Origin of the sequence: Ancylobacter sp. Lp-2, assembly GCF_020523795.1 — a bacterium.
GTDB lineage: Bacteria > Pseudomonadota > Alphaproteobacteria > Rhizobiales > Xanthobacteraceae > Ancylobacter.
On record NZ_JAJALI010000007.1, the window covers coordinates 231,256 to 245,289 of the forward strand.

Consider the following 14,034-nt stretch of genomic DNA (forward strand, 5'->3'; position numbering starts at 1 on the left):
GGTGCGCCCGTTTTGCCCTATCGATCGAGGAAGCCCGCACCATGTCCGAGACCCACGGTCCGGCCGGTACCTTCATTCTAGCCCAGACCAGCCCGGTGCCCGAGGCGCCTGCGCCTGGCACGGGCACCCATAGTGGCGTGGAGATCGGCGTGCCCCCCGCGGAAGCCCATGGCAGCGGATTCCCGCCTTTCGATGCAACGACATTCCCGTCGCAGCTGATCTGGCTGGCGATCACTTTCGTTGCGCTCTACCTGCTGATGAGCCGGATCGCGCTGCCGCGCATCGCCACCATTCTCGAAGAACGTCACGATCGCATCGCCGACGATATCGAGGAAGCCGGCAAGCTGAAGGCGGAGAGCGAGGCGGCGGCCATGGCCTATGAGCAGGCGCTGACCGGCGCCCGCGGCAAGGCGACCACCATCGCCAGCGAGACCCGCGACAAGCTGGCGGGAGAGGCCGAGACGAGCCGCAAGGCGCTCGAGGCCGAACTCGCCGCCAAGCTCGCCGATGCCGAGGCGAAGATCGCCACGACCAAGACGAGCGCCATGGCCAATGTCCGCGGCATCGCCGTCGACGCCGCCGGCGCCATCGTCAACCAGCTGACCGGTACCGAACCCGCCCCGCAGGCGGTCGAGGCGGCGGTCGACAAGGCCATTGGGAACTGACGCGCCATGGGTAGCGATACTTTCTGGGTTGCCGTCTCCTTCATCATCTTCATGCTGATCCTGGCCAAGTACGGCGCGTTCTCCGGCATCATCGCCAAGCTTGACTCCCGTGGCGAGCGCATCCGCGCCGAGCTGGAGGAAGCCCGCCGGCTGAAGGAAGAAGCGCAGAAGCTGGTGGCGGAATATCGCCGCAAGCAGCATGAGGCGGAAGCCGAGGCCGAGGCGATCATCACCACCGCCAAGGCAGAGGCCGAGCGCCTCGCCGGCGAAGCCAAGGCGAAGCTGGAAGATCTGATTGCCCGCCGTACCAAGATGGCGGAACAGAAGATCGCCCAGGCCGAGGCGCAGGCGCTGGCCGATGTGCGCGCCGCCGCCGCCGATGCGGCGGTGAAGGCGGCCGAGGTGGTGCTCGCGGCGAACGTCGCCGGCGAGACGGCCGACCGCCTGCTCGATTCGGCGGTTGCCGAGGTGAAGGCCCGGTTGAACTGAGCGGTTCTTCTCCGATCGACGATCTTTCGAAAGCCCGGCCTCGCGCCGGGCTTTCTGTTTTTGGCAGGCAATGCCAGGCCGGCGTCTTGGGCCGTCTGCATGCGGTCGTCGATGTGCGGCGTGTCGTCAGCGTCGGCACCATTCCTGCGGGTGGCGGGACAAGACGAGCGGTCCTGCACACAATACGCCCAGCGGGGAGTTGGAGCATCTCCCGTTCTCCGCCAAGCCGCGATGTTGCAGCCATATTGCCGGTGGACGGACGATGCCGCAGTCGATTCCGGCCGTGTGGCACAGGACCGGCGATCATCATCTTCCGCGCGCGGAAGATCGGACTTCCGCCTGGGAGGCGCCGAGGCCACGATGGTTCAAGATGTCGCTGCCCCGCACGGGTAACACTGAGCAGGCACTCATTCGGCCCTTTGGAGGATAGGGGTCCTTACCGGTAGGTCCATTCGGTACGGAATGTCCGTTGGCGGCTTGAACCAGCACTTGTGCGTCGTGCCCGTTGCGACCGTCAGCGTGGGCCGCATCGACGGCGGCGCGGCTGGCTGCCTTTTGGCGGCAAGACCGGCACGGAGACTTCGCCCGTCCAAGCTGACCTTCCAGAACGCCCCATCCGAGGAGACGACATAGGTTTCCGCATCATTTGAGTGCTTCTTGGCAATGCAACCAAAGGGTGTATCTGAGCGATCGGCGGTGCAAGGCTGCCGCCGTGGATATACCCAGCGGGCACCGGCCGGAGCGCAAGGGGCGGTTTCGGGCTGCCGCGCATTCTTCCGAAGTTGTAAGCCGTCGCGGATTTGATGCTGTTACGATGTCGCTTGGCTCTGAGGCGGTGACAGGTCGTGCGCCGTCCCGCCGCCTCAGCTGGTCCAGCGGCGCGGGCGGTAGAAGGTGTGCTCGCCGATACGGTCGAGCTTGCGCATCTCGCTGATCCAGAACGGCCGCACCGATTGCGCGTGGTAGTGCGTCGCCCGCCCGACCCTCGAGTCCCAAAGCTTGCCGTCCAGCATGTCGGCGGCGATGCGCTGCGCCTGCTTCCACAGTCGCGGCTCGGTGACGACGTCGCGGATATTGTCGCAGGCGAAGGTGAACTGGCAGGCGAATTTGCGCTTGGCGTTCTGGTAGACCGCGCGGCAGACATCGGCGGGGTAGTAGCCGGAGAACACCCGGTTCATCACCACCTGCGCCACCGCGATCTGTCCGCGCTCCGGCTCGCCACGGCTCTCGAAATATACGGCGTCGGCGAGGCACTTCTCCGCCCGCTCGCGCCGGCGACCATCGAGGCCGAGCCGTTCGGCCGGCGCGGCGCCGGCCATGCGGCCGAGCGTCGGCGTCTCCGCGCCGTCGATGGCGTCGACATCGTCGCTGCCCTCGCCATCCTCGCCCTTGGCGGCGACGGAAGTGCCGGCCTCGCCGCCCGCCTCGCCGCCGAGGAAACGCTGCGCCGGCGTGCCGTCCAGCCCGAAGATCAGGCTGGCTTGGCGATAGATGGGTAGCGCACCTTCCGGCGTGCCCATCAGTTGGCCGCCGGTCTCGGCGAAGGGATCGGCATAGGCCGGCCCGGCGGCGGGTCCGCCCGCTCCGATGACGAGGACGGGGTCGGCGGCGGCGCTTTCCAGCTCGGCGGGGTCGCCGGTCGGGTCGCCGGCGTCGCTGGAATAGGCGGCGAGATCGTTGGCGTCGGCGAGGTCGTCGCCCGCCTCGAACGGATCGGTACCCATGCCCAAGGCGATTGCGCGACCGGTCCCAGTCCCGGTTCCGGCGCCCGCCGTGGCGGCGCCGGTTGCTGAGCCCGCCCGGGTGGTGGCGCTGGCGATGCCGGCATCGGCGAGCGCTTCCGGCAGGCCCGGCTCGGACGGCTGGTCGGTGGCGGCGAGGCGGTCGCCCCTGTCCGCGCGATCGCCCTTGTCGGTCCGGTCGACATGGATGGCGAGCGGCGGCAGTCGCGGCGGCGCGGGTATCGCCGAGCCCGGCGGCAGCGAAGAGGCCGTCGGCCAGGCGAAGGTCGCCGCCTTCAGCGTGCGGAAGGTGCCGGGCAGCACGTCGAGGCGGGCTTTTGCCACCACCTCCGGGCTGTGGGTGAACAGGGCGGCGATGTCCTGGTGGCCGATGCCGCTGGCGAAGAACGGGGTGACCATGCCGGCCAGCGCCAGCCCGGCGACGACGCAGCGGGCTTGCCACCGCGAGGATCGGATCGGCCGATGCGAGAAGCTCATGACGCGACGCCTACGCAACCTGGCCGCTGGCGGCCCCCAACTCCGCCCGGCGTGGCGGGCGCGCATCAGGCAAGCCGCCACGCGCCGGGCCTTATGGTTGTCGCGTATTAACCTTGCTGCGCGGTTAACGCGGCGCCGCCGCCCGCCGCAGCCGGTCGGCGATGGCCTCGCCCAGCCCGTGGGCGGGCAGCCCGACCACGGCGATGCCGGACACGCCGGGCGCGTCGAGCTCGCGCAGATAGGCGTAGAGATTGGCCGCCGCCTCGACGAGGTCGCCCTCCGGGCTGAGGTCGCGGGTGCGCACCGGCGGCGCCCCGTGCAGCGCCTGCCCGCCGAAGGTCAGCAGCGCCTCGCCGGCGCGCAGCTGCTCGGCCATCAGCCGCACCGGCACCGAGGGCGCGTAGTGCGAGGCGAGCATGCCGGGTGCCTGCGGGGTCTCGTCGTCGGTGACGCGCTCGGGCACCGCGAGCGCATGGCCGAGCACCGCCTCGATCTCCTCGCGCGCCAGCCCGCCTGGGCGCAGCATCGCCGGGATGTCGCCGGTGCAGTCGAGAATGGTGGATTCCACCCCCACCGCCGCCGGTCCGGCGTCGAGCACCAGGTCGATGGCGCCGAGCAGGTCGGCCATCACATGGCCGGCGGTGGTCGGCGAGACATGGCCGGAACGGTTGGCGCTCGGCGCGGCGATCGGCCGGTCGGCGGCGCGCAGCACCGCCTGCGCCACCGGATGCGCCGGCACCCGGATCGCGACGCTCGACAGCCCGGCGCGGGCGAGGGGAGAGGTGGCCTCCTCGATCGCCGGCACCACCAGCGTCAGCGGTCCCGGCCAGAAGGCGTGGGCGAGCGCGGAAGCCGTCGGCGAGAAGCGTCCCACCCGCTGCGCCGCCTCGACATCCGGCACATGGGCGATCAGCGGGTTGAAGCTCGGCCGCCCCTTGGCGGCGTAGAGCTTGGCCACCGCATGCGGGTCGGTCGCGTCGCAGGCGAGGCCGTAGACCGTCTCGGTGGGAATGGCGGCCAGCCCGCCGGAACGCAGCACCCGCGCGGTCTCCGCGATGCCCTCCTCGTCCGCCGGGACCAGGCGGGTCGCAATGATCGGGGTGGCCAGGCTCACGGGTTCGTCCTCGGGGAAAGGGTGCTCCCGGCTTAAGAGCCGGGCCGGCGCCGGTCAACCTCCGGCCGGTTGGGGCGCCCGGCGCGGCGAAAAAAGCCGTTCGCGCCGAGCGCCGCCGCTGGCCTGTCGCACGGGCGTGGCATATCGTCCACCATCGGATGGTTCAAGAAGACCGATAATGGCCGTCCGTATGGCTGCATCTTCGAGCGGTGCCGGTTCGCTTGCGGAAGATGCGGAGAGCAACGAACCCGAAGGCTTCGCGTTTCCCGAGACGACGAAGCGCCCGTCCCAAGGATGCCCATGAACACGCTGCTGATCGCGCACGACGCCTGCCTCGACCATGTCACGCCGCCCGGCCATCCGGAGCGCCCGGACCGGGTGCGGGTGCTGAACCGCCTGTTCGAGAAGGAGGAGTTCGCCACGCTGGTGCGCGAGCCGGCGCCGCTCGCCAGCCGCGAGGACATCGTCCGCGTGCATCCGGCCGACTATGTCGATGCGCTGGCCGAGGCCAACCCCACCGAGGGCCTGGTGCGCATCGACGGCGACACCGTGCTGTCCCCCGGCACCGGCGAGGCGATCTCGCGCGGCGTCGGCGGCTCGGTGCTGGCGGTGGACGAGGTGCTGGGCGGCAAGGTGGCCAACGCCTTCGTCTCCATGCGCCCGCCCGGCCACCATGCCGAGACACGCACGCCGATGGGCTTCTGCCTGTTCAACAATGTCGCCATCGCCGCCCGCCACGCACAGAAGGTGCACGGCATCGGCCGCGTCGCCATCGTCGATTTCGACGTGCACCACGGCAATGGCACGCAGGAGATCTTCTGGTCGGACCCGAGCGTGATGTACGCCTCGACGCACGAAATGCCGCTGTTCCCCGGCACGGGATCGGTGGGCGAGCGCGGCACTTCGGACAACATCGTGAATGCACCGCTGCGCGCGGGCGACAATGGCGAGCGCTTCCGCGAGGCCTTCGAGAGCCGCATCCTGCCGCGCCTCAATGCGTTCGGGCCGCAGCTTTTGATCATCTCCGCCGGCTTCGACGCCCATGTGCGCGACCCGTTGGCGAATATCTGCCTGCTGGAGGACGATTACCGCTGGGTGACGCTGAAGCTGATGGAACTCGCCGAGAAGCACAGCGGCGGGCGCATCGTCTCGGTGCTGGAGGGCGGCTACGACCTCGACGGTCTCACCCGCTCGGCCGAGCAGCACGTGCTGACCCTGATGCGTGGCTGATCCTGTATAAGGCGGGACGCGAGGGCGGCGATTCGCCTCTCTCGCGCAAGCGGAGGATGCCATGGCCGATTTTGCGGATGTCGGGACGCTGAGCTTCGAGAAGGCGCTGGCGGAGCTCGAGACCATCGTCGGCAAGCTCGAGGGCGGCAACGTCCCGCTAGAAGAGTCGATCACCCTCTATGCGCGCGGCGAGGCGCTCAAGGCCCGTTGCGACGCGCTGCTGAAGGACGCCGAGGCGCGGGTGGAGAAGATCACGCTCAGTGCCGATGGCCGCCCGGCCGGCACCGTGCCGCTCGACGGCGAATGAGCGGCCACGGGCGCCCCGCGCGGATGAGCGTCCGGTTGCGCGGCCACCATTTGCTCTGCCTGATGACCTATGTCGGCCGGGGCTACAGCCCGGCCTTCACCGCCAATTACGATGCCCTCGTCATCCGCCTCGACGCCGGCGAGCCCGCCGAACTCGTCGAGGGGCCGGATGACATCTGCGCGCCGATGCTCGGCGAGGCCGGCCATCATTGCCTGAACGACAGCGTCGTCGAGCGCGACCGGCAGGCCCGCGCCGCGCTGGGCGGGCTGTTCGGCGACGGCTTCGCGCCGGGCGATCGCCTCGACTTGTCGGCGCCGCGCCTTGCCGCGATGCGCGCGGCCTTCGCCAGCGGTGCCAGCCGCGCCGCCTGTGCCGGCTGCCAGTGGACGCGATTGTGCGACGACATCGCCGCCGGCGGATTCCGCCGGGTGCGCCTGAAGGGTGCGGCGGCAGAAAGCGGTGCGCAGGACCTCAGCCCGCCGGAAGTCAGCCTGCCGTCACTCAGCCAGCCTTGCGCGCCGCGCAATCGGGATTGAACACCCGCGCCGTCGAGGCCGGGTGACGGGCCAGCGCCGCGGCCGGCCTAACCGGCCGGCGCACCAGCTCGCCGGAGCAGTTCGGGCAGATGCCGCCCAGCACGTCGCTCGCGCACTCGGCGCAGAAGGTGCACTCGAAGGTGCAGATCATCACCTCGCGCGAGGCCGGCGGCAGGTCGCGGTCGCAGCACTCGCAGTTCGGGCGCAGTTCCAGCATGCGGGGCTCCTGTCAGAGCACGCCCGGCACGATACGGGCGGTGCGGGTCATGTAGGCGCGGTATTCGTCGCCGAAGGTGTCGAGCATCATCGCCTCTTCCCGGCCGACGCGGAAGAGGTAGAGGATGCCGAAGCCGATCACCCCGGCCGGGCCGGCGATCCAGTTGGGGATGAGGATCAGCTGCGCCACCGCCCACAGGAAGAAGGCGGAATACATCGGGTGGCGCACATAGCGGTAGACGCCGCCGGTGATCAGCTTGTGGCTGTCCTTGATCTCCAGCGTCACCGACCAGTTCTTGCCGAGGTCCTCATGGGTACGGCGGAACAGCCACAGCGAGAAGGCGAAGGTGAGCGCGCCGAGCACCAGCTGCACCGCCGAATAGGGATAATCGGCGAAGTCGAACAGCTCCGAAGTCGCCCACAGCAGCGGGATGATGCCGAGCCCGCAGGTCGAGCAGGACAAGAGGATCAGCTCGCGGACCTTGTGGCGGGCGTCGACCACCTTCTCGCGCTTCACCTTCCGCTCGAAGGGGATGCGGATGACGTACCAGCCGACGACGCCGATGGCCCAGATGATCTTGGCGGCGATGATGAGGTTCATGAGGCGTCCTCTCGGGCGTCGTGCGGCGCAGGGGCGGGGGCGGGAATGTCCGTCGCGGTATCGGGGGGGAGCAGCGAGCCGTCGTCGGCGAACCGGCTGATCGGTCCGTTGCGCGAGGCGCACAGCTCGGCAAGGGGCAGGGGCCCCAGCGCGATCATGAAGAAGTCGTAGGGCGCCTTCATCTCGTTCGCCAGCAGGAACTGGTAGTGCAGGCGCATGATATGCCAGCGCAGCGCCCGCAGCTTCTCGCGCGAGATCATCTGCTTGAGATTGGCGTTCTTCAGGATCGGCTGGCCGTATTCCGCCGTGTCGAACTCCGCCCGGCATAGCTTCACCGGGTGGTACTTGTAGAAATTGATGGCGTCGTGCCGCGCCTGATATTCCGCCCAGAACACATCGGGATGCGCCGAGATCCGCGCGGCGTCGGCGCGCACGGCGCCGGCATCCGGGTGCAGCGAGAATTTCGGGATGGTGGCGCCGCAGGTCAAAAGGTTGAGCCGGGTGCCGCGCCGTCCCAGCTCGGGATCGCGCGCGAAGGCCTGCACCAGCACCCGCAAAGCGAGGCTGGCACCAAGGCTGTGGCCGACCAGCACCACCTCGTCATAGCCGCCGCTCTGGATCTTTTGCACGAGATAGTCGGTGAAACGCTCCAGCCGCTCGTCCATCACCGGGCTGCGCCCGTGCAGATAGTCGCGGGCGAGATCCCAGTCGTCGAGCGCCTGGTGCAGCCGCCATCGCCGTCCGGGCTGGATGAACAGGCCGAGGAACACCAGCAGCGCGGTGGCCAGCCCGATCAGGGTGGCCGCGTGCCCGCTGGTCTCCGGCGGCAGCAGCCAGCCGACGACGAAATTGGCGGCCAGCCCGCCCAGCAGGCCGGCGAGCAGGAACAGCACGAGGATGCCGACCGGAAACAGGCAGAAGATGCCGTAGCGCAGCGTCGCCTTGAAATAGCGGCGGCTGGTACCGTTGCGGGCGAATTCGAGCAGCGCCGCCAGCCCGCGCCACAGCCGTACCACGGAGGGCCGCTCGTCGAGCGCCACCACGATGTCATCCCAGCGCAGCAGGGCGAAATCGGTCGATTGCCGCCAGTTCGGCCCCTCGCTGCGGGTGGTCCACAGGCTCACCGGCAAGCCGGGCTCGTCGCGGCGCGCCGAGACCTCGGCGCCGCAGGACCACAGTTTGGCGAAGCGCCCGGCCTGGTTGGCGAAGCGGCCGTGATGGTAGTCCATGTCGGTGGGGTCGTGGCCGGGCAGGAACAGCACAAGCCGCCGACCGGCGTCGACGTCGGTGGGGCGCGAGGCGTCGTGGCCCGGCGAGTCGGGAGCATCCCCTGCTGTCATGGCGTGGTTCTAATGTATGCAGGCGGGCGTTTCCATGTCCGTGGTGTGCTCAACCGGCGGTCTCCACATGGTTTGGCGTCGAGGCCGAACCAAAACCAAGCGGAAGCGGTACCGGCGGCCGTTCCGGTGCCGGCAGCCGGTACCGCTTCCGGCTTGAAATCCGCAGACGGGAGGCCAATTAACCCAGTATGGGCCGGGGCGAACGGCGCGGCGAGGCTGCCATCGCCGGGTGTGGGGAGTGCGCGTTGCACGCCTGCGCGCCAGCGTGTATGCCCTAGAACTTCGTCCGGCGGGCGGGAGCCTCCCGCGCTGGCGGACGTGAGCACCGAGGTAGTTCTTGACCCGTTCTTCCACGCCGCTTCTCGACAGCATCCGGGAGCCGGTCGATCTGCGCCGGCTGACGGACGAGCAGCTGCCCCAGCTCGCCGCCGAGCTCAGGGAAGAGACGATCTCCGCTGTCTCGGTGACCGGCGGCCATCTCGGCGCCGGGCTCGGCGTGGTCGAGCTCACCGTCGCGCTGCATCACGTTTTCGATACACCGAACGACCGGCTGATCTGGGACGTCGGTCACCAGTGCTATCCGCACAAGATCCTCACCGGCCGGCGCGAGCGTATCCGCACGTTGCGCCAGGGCGCCGGCCTGTCCGGTTTCACCAATCGCGCCGAGAGCCCCTACGACCCGTTCGGCGCCGGCCATTCCTCGACCTCGATCTCCGCCGGCCTCGGCATGGCGGTGGCGCGCGATCTGGCGGCCGAGACCGATCCGGCGGTGGCCAAGCGCAACGTGGTCTGCGTCATCGGCGATGGCGCCATGTCGGCCGGCATGGCCTATGAGGCGATGAACAATGCCGGGGCGATGGACAGTCGCCTCATCGTCATCCTCAACGACAACGATATGTCGATCGCCCCGCCGGTGGGCGCCATGTCGGCCTATCTGGCGCGCCTGCTCTCCGGGCGCACCTATCGTTCGCTGCGCGAGACCGCCAAGCAGCTTGCCGGCAACCTGCCGAAATTCTTCGAGCGCCACGCCGCCCGTGCAGAGGAGTTCGCCCGCGGCTTCCTCGCCGGTGGCACGATGTTCGAGGAGCTAGGCTTCTATTATGTCGGCCCGATCGACGGTCACAATCTCGACCACCTGCTGCCGGTGCTGCGCAATGCCCGCGACAGCGACACCGGGCCGATCCTCGTCCATGTCGTCACCCAGAAGGGCAAGGGCTACGCGCCCGCCGAGGCCTCGGCCGACAAATATCATGGCGTACAGCGCTTCGACGTCGCCACCGGCGCGCAGGCCAAGGCGATCTCCAACGCGCCGTCCTATACACGCGTCTTCGCCGACAGCCTGATCGACGAGGCGCGGCGTGACCCGAAGATCGTCGCGGTGACCGCCGCCATGCCGGCCGGCACCGGGCTCGACCGGTTCGAGCAGGCGTTCCCCGAGCGGACCTTCGACGTCGGCATCGCCGAGCAGCACGCGGTGACCTTCGCCGCCGGCCTCGCCACCGAGGGCTACAAGCCGTTCTGCGCCATCTATTCCACCTTTCTGCAGCGTGCCTATGACCAGCTGGTGCACGACGTCGCCATCCAGCGACTGCCGGTGCGCTTCGCCATCGACCGCGCCGGGCTGGTGGGAGCGGACGGCGCCACCCATGTCGGCGCCTTCGACGTGCCGATGCTCGCCTGCTTGCCGGGCATGGTGGTGATGGCGGCGGCCGACGAGGCCGAGCTGGTCCACATGGTGGCGACGGCGGCGGCTTATGACGAAGGCCCCATCGCCTTCCGCTACCCGCGCGGCGAGGGTGTCGGCGTCGAGCGCCCCGAGCATGGTGTTCCGCTGGAGATCGGTCGGGGCCGCCTCGTGCGCGAGGGCTCCAAGGTGGCGTTGCTGTCGCTCGGCACGCGGCTGGCGCCCTGCCTCGTCGCCGCCGACCAGCTGGCGGCGTTCGGCCTGTCCACCACGGTCGCCGATGCCCGCTTCGCCAAGCCGCTCGACCGCGACCTCATCCTGCGCCTCGCGCGCGAGCATGAGGTGCTGGTGACGGTGGAGGAGGGCGCGGTGGGCGGCTTTGGCGGCCATGTGCTGACCCTGCTCGCCGAGGCCGGGGCGCTGGAGCGCGGGCTGAAGATCCGCACGCTGCAGCTGCCGGACCGTTTCCTTGACCACGACACGCCGGCGGCCCAATTGCGTGAGGCCGGGCTCGACGCCGAAGGCATCGTGCGCGGCGTGTTCGGTGCGCTCGGCCGAGCCGAGGACGCGCCGTCCGCCCTGCTGCGGGGCTGAGCGCCGGGGACGGCCGGCCGAAAGACCGGCCTTTTGAGAATCTTGGTCTGAACGAGCTGGGTCTGGAGGAGGCTTGCCATGGCGGATGCCGCACCGGTTCCCAAGCGCCAGCGTGCCGATCGGGTTCTGGTCGAGCGTGGCCTGTTCGACAGCCGCGCCCGCGCGCAGGCCGCCATCGAGGCCGGCCTCGTCACCGCCGACGGCAAGGTGCTGGCGAAGTCCTCCGAGACCGTTGCTCCCGACGCCGTCATCGAGGCGCGCGAGGCCTATGAATGGGTGTCGCGCGCCGGGCTGAAGCTGGAGGCGGCGCTCGACGCCGCGGCGCTCGACATCACCGGCTTCGAGGCGCTGGATGTCGGCGCCTCCACCGGCGGCTTCTCGCAGGTGCTGCTGGCGCGTGGCGCCGCCCGCGTGCATGCGGTGGATGTCGGCCACGACCAGCTGGCGGAGAAGCTGCGTATCCATCCGCGCCTCGTCTCGCTGGAAGGCACCGATATCCGCAAGCTCGCCCCGGGCGAGGTGCCGCCGGCGGAGATCATCACCATCGACGTCAGCTTCATCGCGCTCACGCAGGTGCTGCCGGCCGCGCTCGCCCATGCGGCGCCGAATGCCTGGCTGGTGGCGTTGGTGAAGCCGCAATTCGAGGTCGGCCGCGAGCACCTGTCCAAGGGCGGCATCGTGCGCGACCGCACGCTGGGCCTGATGGCGGTGGACCGGGTGGTCGCCCGGCTCGGCGAGCTCGGCTATCTGGTGACGCGCCGCTTGGCCTCGCCGATCCTCGGCGGCGACGGCAATGAGGAGCATCTGGTCGTGGCGGCGCGGACGGCATGAGCCGCCCGCGCGCCGTGTCGGCCGACCGGTCGCGCTCAGGCGCGCCGGGTCTGGCCGCTGCCGGCGACCAGAGCGCCGGCGAGCTTCTCGGAGACGTAGCCGAAGGCGGCGCCGACGATCATCGACAGGATGATGGTCACCAGCGGGTTGCCAAGGCTCGCCGCGGTAAGGTTGACGAGGCCGTCGGCCGAGAGCAGGGCGAAGGCGGCGGTGGCGGCAAACCCGTAGACCAGCGCCGGAATGGCGGCGAAGGCCGGGATGTTGGCGAGCAGGATCATCACCAGCACGCCGACGCCGACGCAGATACCGGCCCACAGCGGCAGGCCGAGGCTCGCGCCGAGGCCGCCCTTGGTGACCGCCAGCAGCGTGAGCCAGGCCATGACGGCACCGGCGATGTTGGCGAGCACCACCGCCTTGAAGCCGCCTTCCTTGCCGCCGCAGTGGAAGAAGGCAGCCCAGGCGATGAAGGCGGCCCAGATCTGCAGGCCGCCGGCGAGAGGTCCGAGGAACAGCCAGGTGGCGACGCCTCCAAGAACACCGATACTGATGGCGAGTGCGGAGATAAGCGACATTGTTTTCCCCCTATGCCTATGTTTCGTGACTTATTATTATGGGATTTGCTGAGTAAGCGATGCTGTCCATTCGAAGACTTGGAATCAGCCGGATGACAATACAGTGATTCGATGCAAGTGGCATGTCGTCGCGGATATCACGTCAAAATGACGCACGTCATTACTTGTAGAATACATAATATTTAATGGATGATGGCGAGTACATGCCGAAATTGAACTGGACGGAACTGCGTATCGACCGTATCGGCCATCGCGGCGACGGCATCGCCGACACGCCGGACGGCCCGGTCTTCGTGCCGCTGGCGCTGCCCGGCGAGCGGGTCGAGGTGGAGCGGCAGGGCGAGCGCGCCCGCCTCGTCTCGGTCCTCGAGGCGAGCCCGGAACGCATCGATCCGTTCTGCCGCCATGTCGGCGTCTGCGGCGGCTGCGCCTTCCAGCATTGGCAGGCCGAGCCCTACCGGGCGTGGAAGCGCGGCCTCGTCGTCGAGGCGCTCGCCCGCGTCGGCATCGAGACCGAGGTCGCCGCGCTGGTCGATGCCCATGGCGAGGGCCGCCGCCGCGCCACCTTCCACGCTCGCGGCACCGGCGGCTCGGCGCCGAAGGGGCTGGACACGCTGGCGGTGGGCTTCGCCGGCTGGCGCAGCCACGCCGTGGTCGCCATCGATGCCTGCCCGATCCTCGCCCCGGCGCTCGCCGGCGCGCTGCCGGCCGCCTGGGCGCTGGCGCAGGCCCTGGCCCCGGTCGCCAAGCCCCTGGACATCCAGGTCACCGCCACCGAGACCGGCCTCGATGTCGACGTGCGCGGCTCCGGCCCGCTGAAGCCGAGGAGCGTCGCGGCGCTGGCGGAACTCGCGGGAGCGCACAAGCTCGCCCGGCTGACCCGTCATGGCGAACTGGTGCTGCAGCGCGAGCCGCCGCTGCTCACCATGGGCCGCGCCCGCGTGCCGCTGCCGCCCGGCTCGTTCCTGCAGGCGACCGCCGCCGGCGAGGCGACGCTGGCGGCGCTGGTCGGCGAGGCGGTCGGCCGTGCGAAATCCATCGCCGACCTGTTCTCCGGCGTCGGCACCTTCGGCCTGCGCCTCGCCGAGCGCGCCCGGGTCGCCGCCTATGAATCCTCCGCGCCGGCGATCGAGGCGCTGGGCAAGGCGGTGCGCGGCACTTCCGGCCTCAAGCCGGTGACGGGGGAGGCGCGCGACCTGTTCCGCCGGCCGCTGCTGCCGCTGGAGTTGAAGGCCTTCGACGCCGTGGTGTTCGATCCGCCGCGTCAGGGCGCCGAGGCGCAGTCGGCGCAGCTGGCGGCGAGCAAGGTGCCGCTGGTGGTGGGGGTGTCCTGCGATCCCGTTACCTTCGCCCGCGACGCCGCGCTGCTGGTGAAGGGCGGCTACCGGCTCGAGCATGTCACGCCGGTCGATCAGTTCCGCTATTCCGCCCATGTCGAGCTGGTCGGGGTGTTCCGCCGCTGAGGCGAGGGGGTCCGGCGCAGTTCTTTTGGCGCGCGCCTAGTAGCCAACAGGGCCGTCCTCTCCCCGTGGGGAAGCAAGGTAGGGCCGCCCTCTCCCCGCGAGCCCGGCAGAATACGGTTGTCCCCCTCTCCCTGTGGGGGAGAGGGCTGGGATGAGTGGCCTTCCTGGCTTCC

Annotated in this window: 14 protein-coding genes; 8 read left to right on the forward strand and 6 right to left on the reverse strand. The window is 69.7% G+C overall.

Features of this window, described 5'->3' with window-relative positions; genetic code table 11:
• Positions 1 to 41 precede the first annotated feature (41 nt).
• A complete protein-coding gene (locus LGR54_RS18225; RefSeq protein WP_230363391.1) occupies positions 42 to 665 on the forward strand; it encodes a F0F1 ATP synthase subunit B in 624 nt (207 codons plus the stop codon).
• Positions 666 to 671: 6 nt separating this feature from the next.
• The gene (locus tag LGR54_RS18230) at positions 672 to 1,154 is read left to right on the forward strand and encodes an ATP F0F1 synthase subunit B (RefSeq protein ID WP_230363392.1); all 483 of its coding nucleotides are present in this window, start codon (positions 672 to 674) and stop codon (positions 1,152 to 1,154) included.
• A gap of 863 nt (positions 1,155 to 2,017) precedes the next feature.
• Here the strand turns inward: LGR54_RS18230 and LGR54_RS18235 are convergent.
• Both LGR54_RS18235 and LGR54_RS18240 read right to left on the reverse strand, forming a co-directional pair.
• Positions 2,018 to 3,373 (reverse strand): cell wall hydrolase, encoded by a 1,356-nt coding sequence (locus LGR54_RS18235; RefSeq protein ID WP_230363393.1) that lies wholly within the window; start codon positions 3,371 to 3,373, stop codon positions 2,018 to 2,020.
• A gap of 124 nt (positions 3,374 to 3,497) precedes the next feature.
• Positions 3,498 to 4,481, reverse strand: a complete 984-nt coding sequence (locus LGR54_RS18240) for an L-threonylcarbamoyladenylate synthase (RefSeq protein WP_370638232.1) — start codon at positions 4,479 to 4,481, stop codon at positions 3,498 to 3,500.
• A 306-nt stretch (positions 4,482 to 4,787) separates the two neighbouring features.
• On the opposite strand from LGR54_RS18240, the gene LGR54_RS18245 reads away from it, so the two are divergent.
• The 3 genes from LGR54_RS18245 to LGR54_RS18255 all read left to right on the forward strand — a co-directional run bounded on the left by LGR54_RS18245 (position 4,788) and on the right by LGR54_RS18255 (position 6,560).
• On the forward strand, positions 4,788 to 5,717 hold the full coding sequence (locus LGR54_RS18245) for a histone deacetylase family protein (protein ID WP_230363394.1): 930 nt from the start codon (positions 4,788 to 4,790) through the stop codon (positions 5,715 to 5,717).
• A 61-nt stretch (positions 5,718 to 5,778) separates the two neighbouring features.
• A complete protein-coding gene (locus LGR54_RS18250) occupies positions 5,779 to 6,024 on the forward strand; it encodes an exodeoxyribonuclease VII small subunit (RefSeq protein ID WP_230363395.1) in 246 nt (81 codons plus the stop codon).
• Between the two features lie 23 nt (positions 6,025 to 6,047).
• The gene (locus LGR54_RS18255; protein WP_230363396.1) at positions 6,048 to 6,560 is read left to right on the forward strand and encodes a DUF1284 domain-containing protein; all 513 of its coding nucleotides are present in this window, start codon (positions 6,048 to 6,050) and stop codon (positions 6,558 to 6,560) included.
• On the opposite strand, the gene LGR54_RS18260 is transcribed toward LGR54_RS18255, so the two are convergent.
• The 3 genes from LGR54_RS18260 to LGR54_RS18270 are packed head-to-tail and all read right to left on the reverse strand — an operon-like array spanning position 6,526 to position 8,717.
• Positions 6,526 to 6,777 carry a DUF1272 domain-containing protein gene (locus tag LGR54_RS18260; RefSeq protein WP_230363397.1) on the reverse strand — a complete coding sequence of 84 codons (252 nt, stop codon included), beginning with the start codon at positions 6,775 to 6,777 and terminating at the stop codon, positions 6,526 to 6,528. The two genes, LGR54_RS18255 and LGR54_RS18260, sit on opposite strands and share 35 nt — an antisense overlap.
• Before the next feature lie 12 nt (positions 6,778 to 6,789).
• Positions 6,790 to 7,377 carry a protein-S-isoprenylcysteine O-methyltransferase gene (locus tag LGR54_RS18265; RefSeq protein ID WP_230363398.1) on the reverse strand — a complete coding sequence of 196 codons (588 nt, stop codon included), beginning with the start codon at positions 7,375 to 7,377 and terminating at the stop codon, positions 6,790 to 6,792.
• Entirely contained in the window at positions 7,374 to 8,717 is a 1,344-nt protein-coding gene (locus LGR54_RS18270; protein WP_230363399.1) for an alpha/beta fold hydrolase, read from the reverse strand. The genes LGR54_RS18265 and LGR54_RS18270 overlap by 4 nt, the downstream gene beginning before the upstream one ends.
• A gap of 337 nt (positions 8,718 to 9,054) precedes the next feature.
• On the opposite strand from LGR54_RS18270, the gene dxs reads away from it, so the two are divergent.
• Both dxs and LGR54_RS18280 read left to right on the forward strand, forming a co-directional pair.
• Positions 9,055 to 10,995 (forward strand): 1-deoxy-D-xylulose-5-phosphate synthase, encoded by a 1,941-nt coding sequence (gene dxs / locus LGR54_RS18275; RefSeq protein ID WP_230363400.1) that lies wholly within the window; start codon positions 9,055 to 9,057, stop codon positions 10,993 to 10,995.
• A gap of 78 nt (positions 10,996 to 11,073) precedes the next feature.
• Positions 11,074 to 11,826: a TlyA family RNA methyltransferase gene (locus LGR54_RS18280; RefSeq protein ID WP_230363401.1), complete on the forward strand. Its 753-nt coding sequence runs from the start codon at positions 11,074 to 11,076 to the stop codon at positions 11,824 to 11,826.
• A 35-nt stretch (positions 11,827 to 11,861) separates the two neighbouring features.
• Here the strand turns inward: LGR54_RS18280 and LGR54_RS18285 are convergent, their stop codons facing one another.
• Positions 11,862 to 12,398, reverse strand: coding sequence for a DUF1097 domain-containing protein (locus LGR54_RS18285; protein WP_230363402.1), 537 nt, complete (start codon positions 12,396 to 12,398; stop codon positions 11,862 to 11,864).
• 203 nt (positions 12,399 to 12,601) lie between these two features.
• Between LGR54_RS18285 and LGR54_RS18290 the strand changes: the two genes are divergently transcribed.
• Entirely contained in the window at positions 12,602 to 13,861 is a 1,260-nt protein-coding gene (locus LGR54_RS18290; protein ID WP_230363403.1) for a class I SAM-dependent RNA methyltransferase, read from the forward strand.
• Positions 13,862 to 14,034: the final 173 nt, after the last annotated feature.

Coding starts and splice junctions, on each gene's coding strand:
- LGR54_RS18225 (WP_230363391.1), top strand. CDS start 42: ATGTCCGAGACCCACGGTCCGGCCGGTACCTTCATTCTAGCCCAGACC.
- LGR54_RS18230 (WP_230363392.1), top strand. CDS start 672: ATGGGTAGCGATACTTTCTGGGTTGCCGTCTCCTTCATCATCTTCATG.
- LGR54_RS18235 (WP_230363393.1), bottom strand. CDS start 3,373: ATGAGCTTCTCGCATCGGCCGATCCGATCCTCGCGGTGGCAAGCCCGC.
- LGR54_RS18245 (WP_230363394.1), top strand. CDS start 4,788: ATGAACACGCTGCTGATCGCGCACGACGCCTGCCTCGACCATGTCACG.
- LGR54_RS18250 (WP_230363395.1), top strand. CDS start 5,779: ATGGCCGATTTTGCGGATGTCGGGACGCTGAGCTTCGAGAAGGCGCTG.
- LGR54_RS18255 (WP_230363396.1), top strand. CDS start 6,048: ATGAGCGTCCGGTTGCGCGGCCACCATTTGCTCTGCCTGATGACCTAT.
- LGR54_RS18260 (WP_230363397.1), bottom strand. CDS start 6,777: ATGCTGGAACTGCGCCCGAACTGCGAGTGCTGCGACCGCGACCTGCCG.
- LGR54_RS18265 (WP_230363398.1), bottom strand. CDS start 7,377: ATGAACCTCATCATCGCCGCCAAGATCATCTGGGCCATCGGCGTCGTC.
- LGR54_RS18270 (WP_230363399.1), bottom strand. CDS start 8,717: ATGACAGCAGGGGATGCTCCCGACTCGCCGGGCCACGACGCCTCGCGC.
- LGR54_RS18280 (WP_230363401.1), top strand. CDS start 11,074: ATGGCGGATGCCGCACCGGTTCCCAAGCGCCAGCGTGCCGATCGGGTT.
- LGR54_RS18285 (WP_230363402.1), bottom strand. CDS start 12,398: ATGTCGCTTATCTCCGCACTCGCCATCAGTATCGGTGTTCTTGGAGGC.
- LGR54_RS18290 (WP_230363403.1), top strand. CDS start 12,602: ATGCCGAAATTGAACTGGACGGAACTGCGTATCGACCGTATCGGCCAT.